14 protein-coding genes and 1 tRNA gene are annotated in these 17,742 nt (G+C 40.6%); 11 read left to right on the forward strand and 4 right to left on the reverse strand.

The window, feature by feature from the left end; genetic code table 11:
* A partial coding sequence (dnaA, locus tag ACLOAU_RS00005) for a chromosomal replication initiator protein DnaA (protein ID WP_114789060.1) occupies positions 1–1,434 on the forward strand: 1,434 nt, incomplete at its 5' end.
* 70 nt (positions 1,435–1,504) lie between these two features.
* Positions 1,505–1,596 (forward strand) — tRNA-Ser (locus ACLOAU_RS00010).
* Between the two features lie 80 nt (positions 1,597–1,676).
* Here the strand turns inward: ACLOAU_RS00010 and ACLOAU_RS00015 are convergent.
* Entirely contained in the window at positions 1,677–2,429 is a 753-nt protein-coding gene (locus tag ACLOAU_RS00015; protein WP_427859750.1) for an SDR family oxidoreductase, read from the reverse strand.
* A 172-nt stretch (positions 2,430–2,601) separates the two neighbouring features.
* On the reverse strand, positions 2,602–3,576 hold the full coding sequence (locus tag ACLOAU_RS00020; protein WP_427859751.1) for a helix-turn-helix domain-containing protein: 975 nt from the start codon (positions 3,574–3,576) through the stop codon (positions 2,602–2,604).
* Positions 3,577–3,754: 178 nt separating this feature from the next.
* Here ACLOAU_RS00020 and ACLOAU_RS00025 point away from each other — a divergent pair, with 178 nt between their 5' ends.
* The 5 genes from ACLOAU_RS00025 to ACLOAU_RS00045 all read left to right on the forward strand — a co-directional run bounded on the left by ACLOAU_RS00025 (position 3,755) and on the right by ACLOAU_RS00045 (position 7,223).
* A complete protein-coding gene (locus ACLOAU_RS00025) occupies positions 3,755–4,252 on the forward strand; it encodes a transposase (RefSeq protein WP_427859752.1) in 498 nt (165 codons plus the stop codon).
* Positions 4,245–5,429: an FAD-dependent oxidoreductase gene (locus ACLOAU_RS00030; protein WP_427859753.1), complete on the forward strand. Its 1,185-nt coding sequence runs from the start codon at positions 4,245–4,247 to the stop codon at positions 5,427–5,429. Before ACLOAU_RS00025 ends, ACLOAU_RS00030 begins: the two co-directional genes overlap by 8 nt.
* Before the next feature lie 251 nt (positions 5,430–5,680).
* The gene (locus ACLOAU_RS00035; protein ID WP_427859754.1) at positions 5,681–5,893 is read left to right on the forward strand and encodes a helix-turn-helix domain-containing protein; all 213 of its coding nucleotides are present in this window, start codon (positions 5,681–5,683) and stop codon (positions 5,891–5,893) included.
* 33 nt (positions 5,894–5,926) lie between these two features.
* Positions 5,927–6,271 carry a HipA N-terminal domain-containing protein gene (locus ACLOAU_RS00040; protein WP_427859755.1) on the forward strand — a complete coding sequence of 115 codons (345 nt, stop codon included), beginning with the start codon at positions 5,927–5,929 and terminating at the stop codon, positions 6,269–6,271.
* Positions 6,243–7,223 (forward strand): HipA domain-containing protein, encoded by a 981-nt coding sequence (locus ACLOAU_RS00045; protein ID WP_427859756.1) that lies wholly within the window; start codon positions 6,243–6,245, stop codon positions 7,221–7,223. The genes ACLOAU_RS00040 and ACLOAU_RS00045 overlap by 29 nt, the downstream gene beginning before the upstream one ends.
* A 100-nt stretch (positions 7,224–7,323) precedes the next feature.
* Here ACLOAU_RS00045 and ACLOAU_RS00050 read toward each other — a convergent pair whose 3' ends face one another.
* Entirely contained in the window at positions 7,324–7,890 is a 567-nt protein-coding gene (locus ACLOAU_RS00050) for a GNAT family N-acetyltransferase (protein WP_427859757.1), read from the reverse strand.
* Between the two features lie 54 nt (positions 7,891–7,944).
* On the reverse strand, positions 7,945–8,973 hold the full coding sequence (locus ACLOAU_RS00055; protein WP_427859758.1) for a winged helix-turn-helix domain-containing protein: 1,029 nt from the start codon (positions 8,971–8,973) through the stop codon (positions 7,945–7,947).
* A gap of 372 nt (positions 8,974–9,345) precedes the next feature.
* Between ACLOAU_RS00055 and ACLOAU_RS00060 the strand changes: the two genes are divergently transcribed.
* The 4 genes from ACLOAU_RS00060 to ACLOAU_RS00075 all read left to right on the forward strand — a co-directional run bounded on the left by ACLOAU_RS00060 (position 9,346) and on the right by ACLOAU_RS00075 (position 17,720).
* A complete protein-coding gene (locus ACLOAU_RS00060; protein ID WP_427859759.1) occupies positions 9,346–12,522 on the forward strand; it encodes a SusC/RagA family TonB-linked outer membrane protein in 3,177 nt (1,058 codons plus the stop codon).
* Between the two features lie 101 nt (positions 12,523–12,623).
* Complete coding sequence (locus ACLOAU_RS00065; RefSeq protein WP_427859760.1) at positions 12,624–14,195, forward strand: RagB/SusD family nutrient uptake outer membrane protein; 1,572 nt, start codon at positions 12,624–12,626, stop codon at positions 14,193–14,195.
* Positions 14,196–14,205: 10 nt separating this feature from the next.
* Positions 14,206–15,105, forward strand: coding sequence for a DUF5017 domain-containing protein (locus tag ACLOAU_RS00070; protein WP_427859762.1), 900 nt, complete (start codon positions 14,206–14,208; stop codon positions 15,103–15,105).
* An 8-nt stretch (positions 15,106–15,113) separates the two neighbouring features.
* Positions 15,114–17,720: a glycerophosphoryl diester phosphodiesterase gene (locus ACLOAU_RS00075; RefSeq protein ID WP_427859763.1), complete on the forward strand. Its 2,607-nt coding sequence runs from the start codon at positions 15,114–15,116 to the stop codon at positions 17,718–17,720.
* Positions 17,721–17,742: the final 22 nt, after the last annotated feature.

Raw genomic sequence — 17,742 nt, forward strand, 5'->3', positions numbered from 1 at the left:
ATGGAGAAAAATGCCGACAAAGTTTGGTCTAATTGTTTAAAGATTATAAAAGATATAGTAGAGTGGCAGCATTACAAAACATGGTTCGAACCTATTAAGGCAATTTCTTTAAAAAGCAATGTATTAGTTATACAGGTACCCAGTCAATTCTTTTTTGAGTACCTCGAAGAGCATTATGTAAATTTATTAGCGAAGACACTGAAGCGTGAGTTAGGTAAAGAGGCCCGGTTGGAGTACAGGATAATGGTGGATAGCGGTAACAGTAAGAATAAGCCGCTTACAATGGATGTGCCGGGTACGGGTTACAAAACATATTCCAATAACGAAATGGATTTTCCGCTCGTGGTGAACAACTCTGTAAAAAATCCCTTTGTCATTCCGGGCATTAAAAAAATGCAGATTGACCCGCAATTGAATGTGAATTACACATTCGATGCCTACGTGGAAGGTGATAGTAACCGGGTAGCAAGAAGAGCAGGTAAAACAGTTGCTGATAAACCCGGAGCCAATTCGTTCAATCCTTTGGTAGTGTATGGAGGGGTAGGACTTGGAAAAACGCACCTGGTACAGGCAATTGGCAACGAGGTAAAGCGCTTACATCCTAACAAAATAGTACTGTACGTAAGTTCAGAAAAGTTCATCAACCAGTTCATGGATCATAGCCGCAATGGCGCCATTAACGATTTTATACACTTCTATCAATTGATAGATGTATTAATTGTAGATGATGTGCAATTTTTCAGTAAAGCTGAAAAATCACAGGATGCCTTTTTTGCGATATTCAATCACTTGCACCAGTCTGGAAAGCAACTTGTTCTTACGTCCGATAAATCGCCCAAAGATCTGGACGGTGTACAGGAGCGTTTGCTGAGTCGTTTCCGCTGGGGGCTGAGTGCCGATCTTCAGATCCCAGATTACGAAACCCGCATTGAGATACTCGAAAGGAAGATGAAGGCTGATGGTTTGGATATGCCTAAAGAAGTGGTGAAATATATTGCTTATAATATTAACAGCAATGTAAGAGAACTGGAAGGCGCTCTGATCTCCCTCTTAGCGCAATCTTCATTGAATCGCCGGGATATTGACCTGGAGCTGGCTAAGAAAGTATTACGAAACTTTATTAAATCATCCAGCAAAGAAATTACGATCGACACCATTCAGAAAATGGTGTGCGATTATTTTGATGTAGCCTACGATAAGTTATTACAAAAGACCCGTAAACGCGAAATAGTGCAGGCCCGACAGATTACGATGTACCTGGCCAAAGCCTTTACCAAAAATAGTTTGAAGACTATTGGCGAACATTTTGGCGGACGTGATCATACTACAGTTATACACTCTTGTCAAACAGTTAAAGACCTCATGGATACCGACGCGTTATTTCGTGAGAATGTGCTGGAGCTGCATCAGAAAGTGCAGTTAGCTGCGATGTAAAATCGCTAAAAAAAACATTTTTAAAGAGCATATAATCTTGAAACTTTTCCCTTATATTTGCATCCCTTTTGGTGAGGTGGATGAGTGGCTGAAATCAGTAGTTTGCTAAACTGCCGTACGGGTTAAACTGTACCGCGGGTTCGAATCCCGCCCTCACCGCCAAAAGTTAAAAAGTCTGAAGTAGATACTTCAGACTTTTTAACTTTAAGTAGGTTTGGATTAATGAATAGCGCCTTGCGTTATCATTTTATAACTGAAATTCCTGCGTCTACCGTTAATTCCGTTCCGTGTATGTATGAAGCTTCCCTCGATGCAAGAAATAATACGGCATGGGCAATTTCTGAAGGTTCGCCTAGTCTTTTGAACGGTATTGAAGGAATAATGTTTTGTATTGCTTCGTCAATCTGTTCAGCGTTCAGACCTGTGTTATTGAAAATGTTGGTTTTGATATGTCCGGGACTGATGCCGTTCACGCGAATACCTTTTTCTGTAAGGTCTGCTGCAAAAGTTTTAATAAAAGATTGCACGGCTGATTTTGCAGCTGAATAAACGGAAAAATTGGCGGTTCCTACTTCTGTTACAAAAGATGTGTTTAAGATAATTGTACTTCCGTTTTTCATCAAAGGTAAAAGTTGTTGCACGGTAAAAAATGTTCCTTTTACCAACATATTAAACAACTCGTCAAAATGGACTTCGTCCGCATTTTCTACAGAAGCAAATTTTCCGTAACCTGCGTTGACAAAAAGAACGTCGATGTTTTCTGTGTATTGTTTTACTTGTTCCTGCAAGCGAAAAATGTCTTTCATACTTCCTGCATTGGATACAACGCCGAAGGCGTTTTGCCCTAATTTTTCTACTGCTTTGTTTACCGTTTCAGCACTTCGTCCTGTGATGATTACTTTACCCTTTTCATTGATAAATTGCTGAGCTGTGGCAAATCCCATTCCGTTTGTTCCGCCAGTGATAAGTGCGAATTTGTCTTTAAATCTTTGCATTGTTTTTCGTTTTAAAATTCTGTTGCAAAGATTATAATGTGTGTTGTGTCAGAAAACCCGAAACCTACTATGTTTCCAAACTGTCTGTTTTCGCAGTTTCCCGACCGGTGATAGCGTTCTTTCCTGTGCTGCCCCGGATAAATTCATTGCCTGGTTTTGTAGACTTTTAGCTTTAACGTTTTACCTGGCTTGGAGTAATACCAAATTTTTTCTTGAATGCATTACTAAAGTGCTGCAATGAACAGTAGCCTAATTCAAATGCTATTTCGGTAGCTTGTTTTTTGCCTTCGAGCAGGTTATTTTGTGCAAGGTCTAAACGTAAGTCAGATAAATAAGAAAAAGCTGTTTGATTAAACATTTCTTTAAAGCCTCGCTTCAGTTTGTATTCATTGATACCTGCTATTCTTGCCAATTCTACCAGCGTAGGCGGCGACTCAATATTTTTTACCAGATAATCACGGGCAAATACAATTCGTTCTTTGTCGTAATCAGATTTTATATATTCAGATGTTGAATTTTGAAAGTTATTAAATGATTCCGCTTGCAAAACAAGCAGTTCAATTGTTTTTGAAAGAAGAAATAATCTTTTTAAATCATTCGAATAATTACAATTCAAAATTGAATTAATACAGTTCTGTAAAGGCAGATCGATATTTAGATTAAAATTTGAAAATGCTATAGGTGTTCCCGAAATTATTTTATGTGCAAACTGTTTAAGAGAGTCATTCCCATCTTTAGATATCGCCAAAAAAGAATCCTTTGCAAATTGAATCATAAATGATCTCATCCGCAATTCATCAAGCTTCATTTTGCCTTCAGCATTGGTGCCATAGAATAAATTATGCTGATTTCCATTTAACTCAAAGGAATGGCTCATCCCATCTTGTTTTATGGAAGTGCTTCCTTGCAAATTAAAGTGCATGGTTACTAATTCCGCATCTCCTTTCCAATCCAGTTCGGTTGGTTTATCAAGATCAGTTTCAGAATACAGGATCTTGATACCATCAAAAAGCCATTGTTTAGCTGTTAATTGTCCAAATGGGATGTTTATTTTAAAGGCATCTTCTTTAAAACCGTGATTGCTCAAGTCATTTTTATCAAAGGCCATTTTAAATGCCTTTTCATCATTTCTTAATTCAAATCCCATTGCTCCTTATTTTGCAAGTTTGTCTCCTTTTTTTGCAAGCCCATCTTTTGATAGCGTGATAGTTTTGTACCGTGAGGTTATGCAAAGAATAAACAAAATCAAAGTTAGAAAAAATTCCATAGCCTGATGACTACCCAAACGGTCGTTAAGAACATAGGCAGTAATATCAATCTTAAACATGAACAATACCTATCAATACTCAAACGCTACCAAATGGCTATTCTATGCTATTTGTGCTTACTTTATAATGAATGGAGCACAATTATGGGAAACCGTTCTGATGGTTCCCGCGTGGACGACAGCCCCGCCTTCTTCCTTAATTTTTTTTCAAAAGCCCTATGGATTGGATTTTAAACTGTTCTGGATAGTAACACATGGGATACATGAATTAATCTTTATTACAGCTTTAGTTTTTAACTGGAAGATAAAGAAACGAAGAAATTTAATTGTACTGGTTCTTGCCGGGCACATTACAGTTAGGGTATGGACATTGCTCTATTTTGCGCCGACTATTATGGAGTTTCAGCAATTACCATATAGCGATACTATTGATGTGCTCTTACAAGAGAAAGCAGCACAATGGCGCAATTTAAATTATATAAGAGTGGCAGTATTTTTTGCGCTCAATTTTTTACTGGTATCCGCATTAAAAGTAAAAGAAAAACACAATGAATAAAAGAGCAATAATAATAGGTGCAGGTGTGGCAGGGCCAATACTGGCCTTACAATTGAAAAAAATAGGTTTCGAGTCTGAAATATTTGAATCGAGGTCTGAAGGCAATACAAGAGAGGGCGCTTTTTTGGGCTTCACGCCTAACGGACTAAATGTATTGAAAGAATTTATTGATTTGGACATGCTCCAAGAAGATTGTACGCCTGGTTCCATAAAGTTTTTTAATTCCAAAGGCAAACAAATAGCAAAGCTGGATACAGCTTATCAGAAGCAGCGATATGGAGTGGAGACCTTTCAGCTGAAAAGAGCAAACCTCAATAAATATGCACGAATAGCGGCAACTAATGCTGGCATAAAGATATGGTACGATAAAAAATTTGTCAGGTATCATGAGGCAAATGAACAGGTAACCGCATATTTTGCCGACGGAACTACAGCCAGCGCTGATATTATGATTGGCTGTGATGGGATGTTTTCTGAAGTGAGAAATCAATTGTTTAAAGAGGTCTCTGCAATTCAATATACGAAGCTCATCTCTACCGGTGGTTATGCAAAAATTCCTGAACTTTCAAAACCTCTTGATTCAATAAGAATGACCTTTGGTAAAAGAGGGTTCTTTGCTTATTCAGTTTCCAATAATGGTGAAGTTTGGTGGTTTAATAACTATTTTAGGGAGCAACAGCCAAAGCCACACGAAATAGAAAAAACACTGAAAACTGAGATTCAGGACCATTTAGCAAGTGTTCATAAGAACGATGATCCTTTATTCTCCAAAATAATCAAAAACAGCCACGAGATTATTGCATACCCTATTTATGATGTACCTAAGCTTTTGCATTGGTATAAGGGAAGAGTTTGTCTTATCGGAGATGCTGCACATGGTATTTCTCCACATATCGGGCAGGGAGCATCCCTGGCATTGGAAGATACCGTTGTTATTGCTGAGCTATTAAAATCACATAAAGACTATGAGACTGCGTTTCGCATTTTTCAATCCGAACGTCAAGCCAGAGTAGAAAAAGTAATAAAAAGCGCAAGAAAAGTAGGTAATACTAAAACGAAAACGAATCCAATAGCAGCGTGGTTCCGTGATCGCTTCATTGGCTTCTTCATTGGCAAGCAAATTCAACAGCTTGACTGGATTTATGGTTGGACATATTCCAATAAGAATAGTCATTAAAACTTGTATGTTGCGTCTACAATTTTAAATTGTTCTTTAGGTAATAGAAGCCCGATTAATAAAATCCCGGTTATAAAAGTTTTGGACTGTTAGCCCATGCATCAATTTCCCCCTCAAAATCGGAAATGCATTTCAGCTTAAGTTTAAATTATTTACATAGAGTTTGATATTTTTCGGAAATTTATTTCTGAAAGTATAAATCTTTTCCGTTTTTTAATTTAAATTTACTTTAAAACAGAAATATATTTCGGATGGGATTGATTGAAATTGGAAAATTGATTAAAGACCGACGGGACTTCCTGGCTATTAACCAGGAAGATCTATCTGAGATGACGGGCATTACAGCCAAGACTATTTACTTAATCGAAAATGGAAAAGGTAATCCATCTTTTATTACACTTAGTAAGTTGCTTGACATATTGGGCCTTGAAATTATTGTCCAGATAAAGAAGGTGAGTGGATAGGATCGAATTAAAGAACATAATTTTTAAAATATCATGAAAGGGCTTGTGTATAATAATGGGATCCTCGCAGGGGTGATAGAAAAAGATGATGATGGCGAATATCTTTTTCGATATGATGAGGATTATTTTGTAGCCTCTAAATTTCCGGCGATCAGTCTTACTTTGCCAAAATCCCAAAGAGAATACCGTTCTTCTACCTTATTTCCCTTTTTCTATGGCATGCTGTCCGAAGGAATAAATAAAGACATACAATGCCGGCTTTATAAAATTGATGAAAATGACGATTTTACCAGGCTATTGCTAACCAGCCGCGATGATACAATTGGTGCTATAACCATAAAACCAGAGGATGATGAATTGTTTAGGGTGTTATACTGAAGTGAGAGTAGGGTATTGTGTAAAGTGTAGGGACCGGCTATTTGATAAAGCAAAGGTGCCAGCTACATTATCTTTTGATGCACCAAAAGCTGATAACCTGCGGGCTTTCCAGGAACATTCCAAACGGTTATCCATCTCAGGAGTTCAACTAAAGTATTCAGTAAGGCGAGAGGAGAACGAACTTGTACTTTCCGATACAAACGGTATGTATATTTTAAAACCGGTTTCCGCTTCAAAACAATTACTGTACGCGGACGACGCCCCGGAAAATGAGCATTTGACCATGCAGATTGCCCGGCAGGTTTACGGTATTCAAGCGGCGGAAAGCGGGCTCATTTATTTTAAAGATCAACAGCCGGCTTATATCACCCGAAGATTCGATGTACAGCCGGATGGAAATAAATTGATGCAGGAGGACTTTGCGCAGTTGACCAATCGTACTAAAGATACACATGGAATAGCATATAAGTATGATGGTACCTATGAAGAAATCGGCTTACTTATTAAAAGATATGTGGCTGCCGCCATCCCTGCATTGGAGCGGTTTTTTCAATTGGTTATATTTAACTATGTATTCTCCAATGGAGATGCACATTTAAAAAATTTTTCGCTGATGCGGATGGAAACAGGAGAGTATCAACTCACGCCTGCTTACGATTTAATGTGTTCCGTTATACATACGCCGCATGAGGCTGATACAGCGCTGGACCTCTATGAAGGAGATATGAATTCGGATCATTATTTAACGCATGGGTATTATGGCAGAGCAGATTTTATGGAGCTTGCTAACCGCTTAGGTATTGTTAGTAGCAGAGCGTTAAGAATGATTGAGCAGTTTGAGACAAAGGGGAACCTTACAAAGTCTTTGATCGAAAAATCCTTTTTGTCGGCTGAAACAAAGGCGCTATATAGGGCTAATATGTTGGAGAAACTAAAAAGGCTTAATGCTTAGGCTAATACTGAATCGGTATTTTTACCAGCATGAATTTGAAAGGGAGCATGAATGGTACAATTCCCCATCGAATTATCCCATTGATCTTGTATTTCCCAGGCTATAATTTCATGCAATAAAAGTCAAATCCGAAATGGAGCTGGCTGTAAATAGTAAATCCATGTTTCTGATACCAGGGGATATTATTTTTTGCAGAAGTTTCCAATACGGGTATCCTGTTAAGATTTCCGGCCCTGGCTATCAGGTCCTTAAGCAACAATGACCCGGTACCTTTGCCCTGGTGTTGGGGTTCAACACCGATATACCATATATGATAAAGTAAGCCGGGGGGATGTACTTTTTTAATTGCTTTTTCACGTTTCAGTGCCTTTGATAGATTGGATAATCCCATTGCCTTAATAATTAACCGGAGGTCGGATATAACGGATCCCGCTGTTGTTCGCTTCTTGTCGGGAAGAAGGATGAGTGCGCAGGCAGTTTTGTCTTCGGAAATAAATATTTCGCCGAACCGCAGGCATATTTCAAATGAGTAACTGCTCAACTCCCTGATACGCTCTATTCGGCGTTCATCTTGTTTGATGATATAGTTGACGCTTTTATTGTTATCAAAAGCTTTTGTCAATATATCAACTATAAGGGCTTTGTTGCTACCTGTTGCTTTTTGCATGGGCTTATTTATGCAGGTTAGCAGGCTGTATTGAAGTTAACAGGATTATTTTCATCATAAAGAAAGTCTCTTGATCACCCGGGTCGTGTTTCTTTTTACAATGATCTTATCGTCTAATATAGCCTGGGCAACGGTTTTACCCATGGCATCAAAATCTGTTGAGATAACGGTGATGCCATCTTCCAGTATCTCTTTTACTTCCGTGTCGTTGTAAGAGATCAGTCCGACATCTTTGCCCAGTTTCAACTTTTTTTTCCTGGCCAGCTTAATCAGCTTTACGTCGTCGGTATCATAACGGCTAAAGGTAACATAGGCATTACCTTTTTGAAAGTTTTTTTCATCTATTTCGGACTGGATCAGGTAGGGGCATTCCATTTCGGTGCAATAATGTAAAAAACCTTCTATTACCAGCCTGGCATGAATAGCTTCTGAATGGGCAACAAGGATCAGGCGTTGATATTTGGCCAATTCGGCTTTTAGCTTATGAAGACTATGAAAAATGTCATAGCCATAGTCCTGGTAAATGCAGGTGTAATGGCCATTTAATCCCTGTTGATTTAAATCGATAATGATCCTTTTTTTATCTGGTATCAGATTCAATAGCGGTGCTACATCTTCTTTCAAAAAGGTAGCGATTACATAATGAGTATATTTTCCCAGGTTTTCCCTGATCAGCTTTTCAAACACCTGGTAATTATGATGGTGAAAGTAGATGTCAATATCGGCGCGGGGTTGTAACTGGTTAAAAAGATTCCGGTAGAATTGCTCGCGCAAAATATTCATTTTATCAAGTAACAGAAATACGCGGAAATTATGTTGGATCGTTTTTTTTCTTACAAAATAACCTTTACGATATACCGATTCAATGATACCTTTTTCTACCAGTTCATTTAATCCTTTGAGTAATGTTTCCTTACTCATTTGTAGCTGCAATTGTAATTGCTTAAGCGAGGGAATTTGATCGCCGATATGCAACTCGTCATTTTCTATAAGTGTAATAATGTAATCAGCCAGCTGCTGATATTTCATTTTATCTTTTGGCATTTTGGCGTCTTTGATAGCTGCCGACATTGCTGCATTCATATGACCATTTTTGCAAAAGTAATAAACAAACCAAACCAGAACAGATTTAAGTTACCTGTTTAAGGCGGAATATTTCAAATAAGCTTCAAATTGCTTTGCGTCATCCGGTTCATTTAAAAAAATTAGTTGCGAAATAAATATTTTCCTATGTTTGCAATGCCAAACCAGTCCAGACCAGACTATTTTTATTTATAACGATTGTAAAATGCTTAAATGTAGTTTGTCATTGCCCGCGTTGCCATTGCCTGAGAGCAGACCTTGTAAGGTTCAGCAAATGCCAATGTATGTGGTAAAGTCAGGATGGTTATTTCTTACAATACAACGATTATTCTCCCATTTATAAACCAGCTTTTTAAATAAGGATTATTGCATATGAATCGAAAATTAACGCTGCTATTATTATTTGCCATCGGCATTCCGTTAGCCTGCCTGGCACAGGCTGTAAAAACGATAACGGGTACCGTCACAGACGAAAAGGGGAGTCCTTTACCCCGTGTTACTATTACTATTCAAGGCAAAACAGCCTCTGTACTTACAGATGCACAGGGCAGGTTCACTCTTGCTAATATACGCGAGCAGGATGTAATGATCGTTTCTATGATCGGCTATACAACCCAATCTGTAAAGATTACGGCGGACAATCAATATCCCCTAAAACTGGTGACCAATAACCAGGTGATGGACGATGTAGTTGTAATCGGGTATGGAGAAGTAAAACGTAAAGACTTAACCGGGGCGGTTGGCTCTGTGAATATGAAAGATATGGAAAAGGCGCCTGTGCCATCGTTTGAAGATGCACTGGCAGGAAGAGTGGCCGGCGTAAGGGTTAGTTCTAACGACGGGCAGCCCGGTAGTACCAGTAATATAGTGATCAGGGGAGGCAATTCTATCACCCAATCCAATGCGCCCTTATATGTTATTGATGGTTTCCCGGTAGAGAACCCCGATAACAATGCCATTAACCCTGATGATATAGAATCAATAGAAGTATTGAAAGACGCATCTTCTACCGCTATTTATGGAGCCCGGGGCGCTAATGGTGTTATTATGATCAAGACCAAGCAAGGTAAGACAGGGCCTCCTGTGGTGTCTTATAATAACTGGCTGGGTATGCAGTACCTGCCCAAGCAAATACCCGTGATGAGTGCCTATGAATTTGTAAAATACCAGCTGGAATTGAATCGTTCTATTGGTGAGCAGATATACTTTCAGGATGGCAAAACCTTAGAGTCCTATAAAGAGGAGGAAGGTATTAACTGGCAGGATTATGTTTTTCGCGATGCCTTTATGCAAAACCATAGCATCTCTTTGAGAGGTGGGACTGCTGCAACTAAGTATTCTTTAAGTGGTTCTTTTTTAGACCAGGATGGTATTGTGATCAACGGTGGCTTCACCAGGTACCAGGGGCGCTTCCAGATAGAACAGCGTATTGGTAAGAATTTCAGGACGGGCATTAATACGAACTACACCCAGGCAATTAAGAACGGCCAGATCGCCAATTTAACAAGCGATGATTTGAATAGCTCCTCAGCCGGTAATGCCTCGTCTTATCTATTGTTCAGCACCTGGGGATACCGGCCGGTAACCGGTTCGGGTAATGAAGATGATTTTATAGATCAGCCTTTTGATGATGTAGTGGGTAATGCTGATTTAAGGGTTAACCCGGTGGTGAATTCGAACAACATGTACATGCACGTACTTAATAAGTCTTTTTTTACCAACGCTTTCCTGGAGTATTCATTTCTTAAATATTTTAAGCTTAGGGTAAACGGCGGGTTAACGGAAAGCGATATGCGTTTTGAGCGGTTTAACAATTCTAAAACTGCTGCAGGAAATCCGCGTACTGTATATGGAGCGACTTACGGCATCAACGGCTCCATTGATAATTTAAGCGTCAAAAATCTCCTCAACGAAAATATTCTTACGTTTAACCGCACGTTTAAAAGCAAACATCGTGTAGATGCAGTTGCAGGGTTAACAATGCAACGCAGCAGCACGGAGGGCAATGGATTTGTATCTATTTTAGTACCTAATGAAGTATTAGGAGTTAAAGGGCTCGACCAGGGAACGGTGATGAACAAAACTACCTCGGCTTCTTATGCTACCCTGGTATCGTTTTTAGGACGGGTTAATTATGCTTTTAACTCGCGCTACCTGTTTACGGCCTCTTTTAGAACGGACGGTTCCTCCAAGTTTGCTCCTGCCAACCGCTGGGGTAATTTCCCTTCTGCCGCATTTGCCTGGAACCTGGGAAATGAGTCCTTCCTGAAACCGGTAAAAACCATTTCGGCTGCCAAACTCAGGGTTTCCTATGGTATTACCGGTAATAACAGGGTTTCTGACTTTGCTTACCTGAGCGTATTGGACCAGGAAGTAGGCGCAAATACAGGCAATACAAGAAGTGGTTATTACTTCAATGGTAACTACATTAAGGGAACGGTGCCTGTGTTGGTGGGTAATGAGAATCTGAAATGGGAGCGCACCGCCAACCTGGATGCAGGGTTTGATATCAGCTTGCTGAAAGAGAGGATCAGCTTCACAGCAGATTACTATTACAAAAGAACTACAGATCTATTGTTGAATGCTTCTTTACCCACATCTACCGGCTATTTGACTGCATTTAAAAATATTGGTACTGTGTCGAACCGGGGATTTGAGTTAACGCTCAATACTGTAAATGTCAATACGGAGCGCTTTGGCTGGACCTCTAATTTCAATATTGCTTTTAACAGGAACAGGATTGAAGAGTTAAATGGCGACCAGCCGAGCTTACTGACCCGGGTTTCTAACTGGAACGGAAATTTTAATACCTCATTACCTTATATAGCATTACCCGGAAAGCCTGTGGCCCTGTTCTACGGCTATGTTTTCGATGGGCTATATCAGCTGAGCGATTTCAATACATTGCCCAACGGCAGCTACGAACTGAAACCGGAAGTGCCGAATAACGGGGGTGACCGGGCAAATATTAAACCCGGCTTTATTAAGTATAAAGACATCAATGGAGATGGGATTGTAGATGCGAATGATCAAACCATAGTCGGGAATCCTAATCCTGTGCATATTGGTGGCTTTTCCAATAATTTCCGCTACCGGCAATTCGATCTGAACGTTTTCTTGCAATGGTCTTACGGAAACGATGTATTAAATGCCAACCGGATCGTTTTTGAAGGAGCAGAAGCCCGGCGGGACGTCAATATGTTTAAGACCTATGAAGACAGGTGGTCGGTAGATAATCAAAGTAGCTTATTGCCCGTTGCGGGTGGTTACGGACCCAATGTATATTCTGACCGTAACATTGAAGACGGATCATTTATCCGTTTAAAAACAGTATCGCTTGGCTATAATTTTCCCTCAACGCTGATGAAGAAATGGAAGATACAATCTGCACGTTTGCATGCTTCTGCTCAAAACCTGATAACCTGGACAAAATATACGGGCCTTGATCCCGAAGTATCGGTGCGGCATACTGCGCTAACACCGGGTTTTGACTGGAGTCCTTACCCAAGAGCCAGAACCATTACTCTTGGTATGAATATAACTTTTTAACGATAAATGCTTTTAACATGAAATGTCTGCATAAAAATTCTTTTCATAAAGAAGTATATATAAAAATATTCCATTCGATTCAACCTAATAAATACCCGCGAATGAAATTAATTTACTGTTGTATCCTGGCTATAATACTAATTGCAACCGGTAGCTGTAACAAGATATTGGATACTACACCACAGGATTTTATTTCTCCTGTAAACTATTACAATAATGAAAAAGACCTCGAATCGGCACTTACTGGTGTATATGACCGCCTGGGCGATAACCGCATGTACTCACAGGGTATGGCCTGCTACCTTGTTTTCAGCGATGAGTTTTTTATGAAGAACCAAACTTCTGGTATTAACGCCAATATCATAGACGCATCCACACTTGAGGTGAACCGCCATTGGGAGTCTATCTATGTGGGGATTGAAAGAGCCAATATGTTACTGGAGAATATCAATAAGCCTAAAGAAATTAGTGAGCAGAGACGCAATGAGATCAAGGGACAGGCACTTTTTTTAAGGGCTTACTATTATTTCATGCTTGCCGACGAGTTCGGGTCGGTGCCTTTAAAGCTTCAGTCAACTAAAAGTCCGGAAGAAGCTCCCTTGCCGGGTACACCGGTTGCACAGATCTACGAACAGATCATCAAAGATATGAAGGAAGCGGAAGGTCTTGTACGGAATATTTCTGACTATGGTTATAACACACGTATTACCAAAACAGCTGTTCAGGGTATACTGGCCCGGGTGTATTTAACCATGGCGGGCGCTCCGCTGAATGATGTATCGAAATACGCAGAGGCGAGAAAATATGCAGACAGTGTAATACAATCTGGTGTACACAAACTTAATCCGGATTTTAAGCAGATATATATTAATCATGTTAAGGAGGTATTCGATATAGGAGAGGGGATCTGGGAAGTAGAATTTAAAGGAGCCAATAAAGGTGAAATACAGGAAGGAGGTATGATTGGCAGCTATAACGGCATTACCTGTGGCAATATAGATACCGGTTATGGATATGATTATGTGCATGCTACTGCCAAGCTTTACAATGCTTACGAAGCGGGGGATTTGCGCAGAGACTGGACGGTTGCACCTTTTAGATTTGTAACGGCCGGGCAAACTGTTGTAAGAACAGCATGGGCGGCAGACCAGTTATATGAAAGAAGCAACGGTAAATGGAGAAGGGAATATGAAACATTGCTACCGCGTGATCAAAGTTATACCGGCACCAACTGGCCCTTATTGCGTTACGCCGATGTGCTATTGATGTATTCAGAAGCCGACAATGAGGTTAATAATGGCCCTTCTGAACAGGCCTATAAAGCAATCAATATGGTTCGAAGGCGAGGCTACGGAAATGACCCGGCGATCCCCGACGCAGCAATAGATGCACCTGCGGGACTGTCAAAGCAGGATTTCCAGGAATTAATTATGAGTGAGCGCTTAAGGGAATTAGCTTTTGAAGGACTACGCAAACATGATCTTATAAGATGGGGTATTTATCCCTCAACCATGCAGAACCAGATCAGGGAGTATCAATCTAATATGCCTGCGGCTTTAAGAGATGCCGCTATTGCCCAGGCACAAAGGATAACCGGACGTTCCGTTCTCTTTCCGATACCTAATAGTGAAATGGCTGTTAACCCCAATATTCAACAAAACCCAGGCTGGTAATACTATGTTTATGAAAAAAATTATAGCTGCAATGATTCTGTCGGCTGCGCTTGTGTCCTGCACAAAGCGTTATGAGCTGGGCTCAGTTGAAGACTTTTCGGTAACACCTGAAAAAACCACTTATAAGGTAGGAGAGCCAATACGTTTTGTATTGAATGGTAAGCCGGATAATATAGTGTTTTGGTCGGGTGAAGCAGGACGCAAGTATGAGTTTCGGGAAAGAACCATAGTGCAGGGCAATACTATTGGGCTGAACTTTAAAAGCTATGCTCAATACGGACCATCGCCCGTAGACCAGAGTACATTGAAGTTGCTGATCTCTACCGATTTCAATGGAAAGTATGATTCAACGAATGTACTCGCCGCAACCTGGGAAGATATTACCAGTAAAGCAATATTGTCCTCGGGGCAGGATCAAACCGCTTCAGGTAATATTGACTTAAGCGAATTTGCCGCACGCAATAAGAATATGGCATTAGCTTTTCGCTATAGGACGGCAGTAGTAAAACCCGAATCTGCCCAGAACCGATGGGTGATCCGTTCATTTGATCTTAAAAGCGTAAATGAGCAAAAGGAAGAAACCGCTATTGCCACAATAGCAACGGCCGGATGGAGCTCGTTTAACTTCAGTGGGCCTACAACCAAATGGAGTGTCACTTCCGTACAACTGCTGACGGTTAGCAATCCGCTCACTCTGGATGACGATTGGGTGATCACCAAGCAATTTAATCCTAATAAAACCAACCCGGACAAGGGTGAGACGATTAAAAATATATCACAGAATTTGTATGAGTACCGGCGTGTATATACTAAGCCAGGCGTCTATAAAGTAACATTTGTAGCAACCAATGCAAACGTTAAAGAGTCCGCATCTACAGTTAAAGAAATGGATATTACTATAACTCAATAACCAAACGAATGAACCGATTGAGCTTATATATTTTTAAGACAGTGTTATTGTTATCCGCGTTTATTACCGACGGGTATGGCCAGTCGCTAAAAGCACCTAAACTGGAAAATGGTGGCTTGCGTATGAATTGGGTATATACCAAGCAGGGCTATCAGTTGCAACAAGTACAGGTAAACGGAAAGCAGCAATGGCGTTCCTTGTCAGCAGTGTCAGGGCAATATACCATACTGTATAGCAAAACCCAGCCGGGGATGGATGCCCAGGTGATTAAAGATAAAAAGGGAGGAGAGGTTTTGTTTCCCGAGCCGGAATATCGCTATATAATTCCTACATGGAAGGCCAATACTTCAGCTGTGTCCTTAAACAAAGAAGGAGATGCTATTTCTTTCTACCCTCAACAATGCAGGAGTGAAGGAAATACGCTTGTCTTTTCTCAGCAAACGGATGTAGCGGATATAGAAGCTATATGGAAACCAGATCCTGTTTATATGCATGACTTCAGGGTTACTATCAGGTTAACCGCCAGGGCTGCAGGCTACTATTCAATAGCCACGCCGGCCTTAACAGTAAATGATAAAAAACAATTTGATTGGGCCGTTATACCCGGTATTTTCCAGGGGAGAGCAATTAATAATAATTTTGTAGATGCTTACGCCTATGGTCACGGCATTCCCGATCTTCCTGTAGTTGTAAGAGAAAGGACCGCTGCTGCACTTACATCCATTTTAACCAGCAAAGAAGGTGTTACGATGGCAGTAACAGCAGAGCCAGGTACAGCCAGGCATCCCTGGCTGTCAGATAAATCTACCCAGTCTGATTGGTTATTGGGTTTATCTATGATCAATCGTAATGGGCAATTAATGCCTACATTGTATCATCCTGTACTGGGACAACAAAAATCATTTTTAAATAAAGGGGAGTCCATATCATTCGACTTCAGGTTTACTATTCAGGATAAAAACTGGTATCCTGTTTACCAGCATGTAGTTAATGACGTCTATCGTTTTGACCAGCTATTGCATTTAAAGCAAACACATTTGTCTTTATCGCAAAGAATGGAACAATTACTGAGCTATGTCAAAAATGACAGCACTTCGCGGTGGCGCACATTTGACTATAAGGGTATTATTATTGGCGCCCAGGAGTACCTGGGAGGCGTTCATGGATCTGAAAAGGATGCTGTAAAAAATGCTGACTATGGGGCGATGTGGATGCTGGGAACGATAACAGGCGATTCTATACTACAACATACGCGGTTACCACAGGCGTTGAATTTTAAACTGGCGCAGCAACATACCGGTGAGGGATTTTTTAGAGGTGCGGCTGCAGGTCAGTATTACCTGTACCGGTCCAAACGGTTTACTGAAGAATGGGGCGCTTATACGGAGCCCATTGCTACCACCTATTACATGATGCTTGATATCGGGAATGTTTTATTATTTGAACCGGGCCATCCAAAATTAGAGAGCGAACTGCGACTGGCGGCAGACTGGCTGCTTGCAAAGATGAAGCCGGAGGGCTATTGGGAAGTAGCTTATAATAATGCTACTCAAAAACCGATGTTCACCGATCAAAAAGATTACCGGCCTACATTTTATGGCTTGTTGGTTGCCTACAAAATATTGGGAGATAAAAAATATTTAGATGCTGCGTTGCAATCAGCAGACTGGTTTATAAAGAATGCAGTTGATCCCGGTTATTTCTTGGGCGTTTGTGGCGATGCCAGGTTTGCACCCGATTTTGCGACTGCCCAGAGTGCCCAGGCCTTGCTGGACCTGTATGATATAACAAAGCAGATTAGGTTTAAGCAAGCGGCGATCACAACTGCACAGTATTACACCACGTCTATATATTCCCATCCGATTCCGGATCGCAGCACTAAGAAAAATGGTGCAAGATCTTTAGAAGACTGGCAGATCAGTCAGGTGGGTTTAAGCTTTGAACATGGTGGAACTTTGGGTTCGGCCAATCCCAGCGGACCTATATTATTGGCCAGTCACGCCGGTATGTTTGTTCGCTTTTTTGAGTTGACCAAAGATTCTCTTTTCCTTAAAATGGCCAGGACAGCAGCGTTAGCCAAAGATGCTTTTGTTGATCCTGCTACAGGTGTAGCTTCTTATTACTGGAGTGCTATGAATAAGGGCGCAGGACCTTTTCCGCACCATGCCTGGTGGCAGGTGGGCTGGATAACAGATTATCTGATGTCTGAGTTGTCACAGAGGTCGGGAGGGCGTATAGCGTTTCCTTCGGGATTTGTAACCCCTAAGGTAGGGCCTCATAAAACTTTTGGATTTGATGCAGGTAAAATATTTGGTGAGCAGGCCCGCCTGGCATTGATGGATCAGCTCGTATCTTTTAACAATCCCAATATTGATTACCTATGCGCACTCAACCTGAAAACAAAAAAGTTCTACCTGTTTGTATTGAACAATGATGATGATGCGCAAAAGGCAACATTGCAGATTAATTCATCACGATTTATTACCGGGCATCGTTTGCAATTAGAAAGCATCAGCTGCTTATCGGCAGATGGTAAACGAATCCCGTTTTCCTGGGGCAATCAGGTAAATATAAATCCATACGGGCTTCAGGTATACAGCTTCCGGTTCGATTAAAAAATAAATAATGCATTGCAAT

The organism is Paraniabella aurantiaca (assembly GCF_050309965.1).
In the GTDB taxonomy this organism is placed as follows: domain Bacteria; phylum Bacteroidota; class Bacteroidia; order Chitinophagales; family Chitinophagaceae; genus Niabella.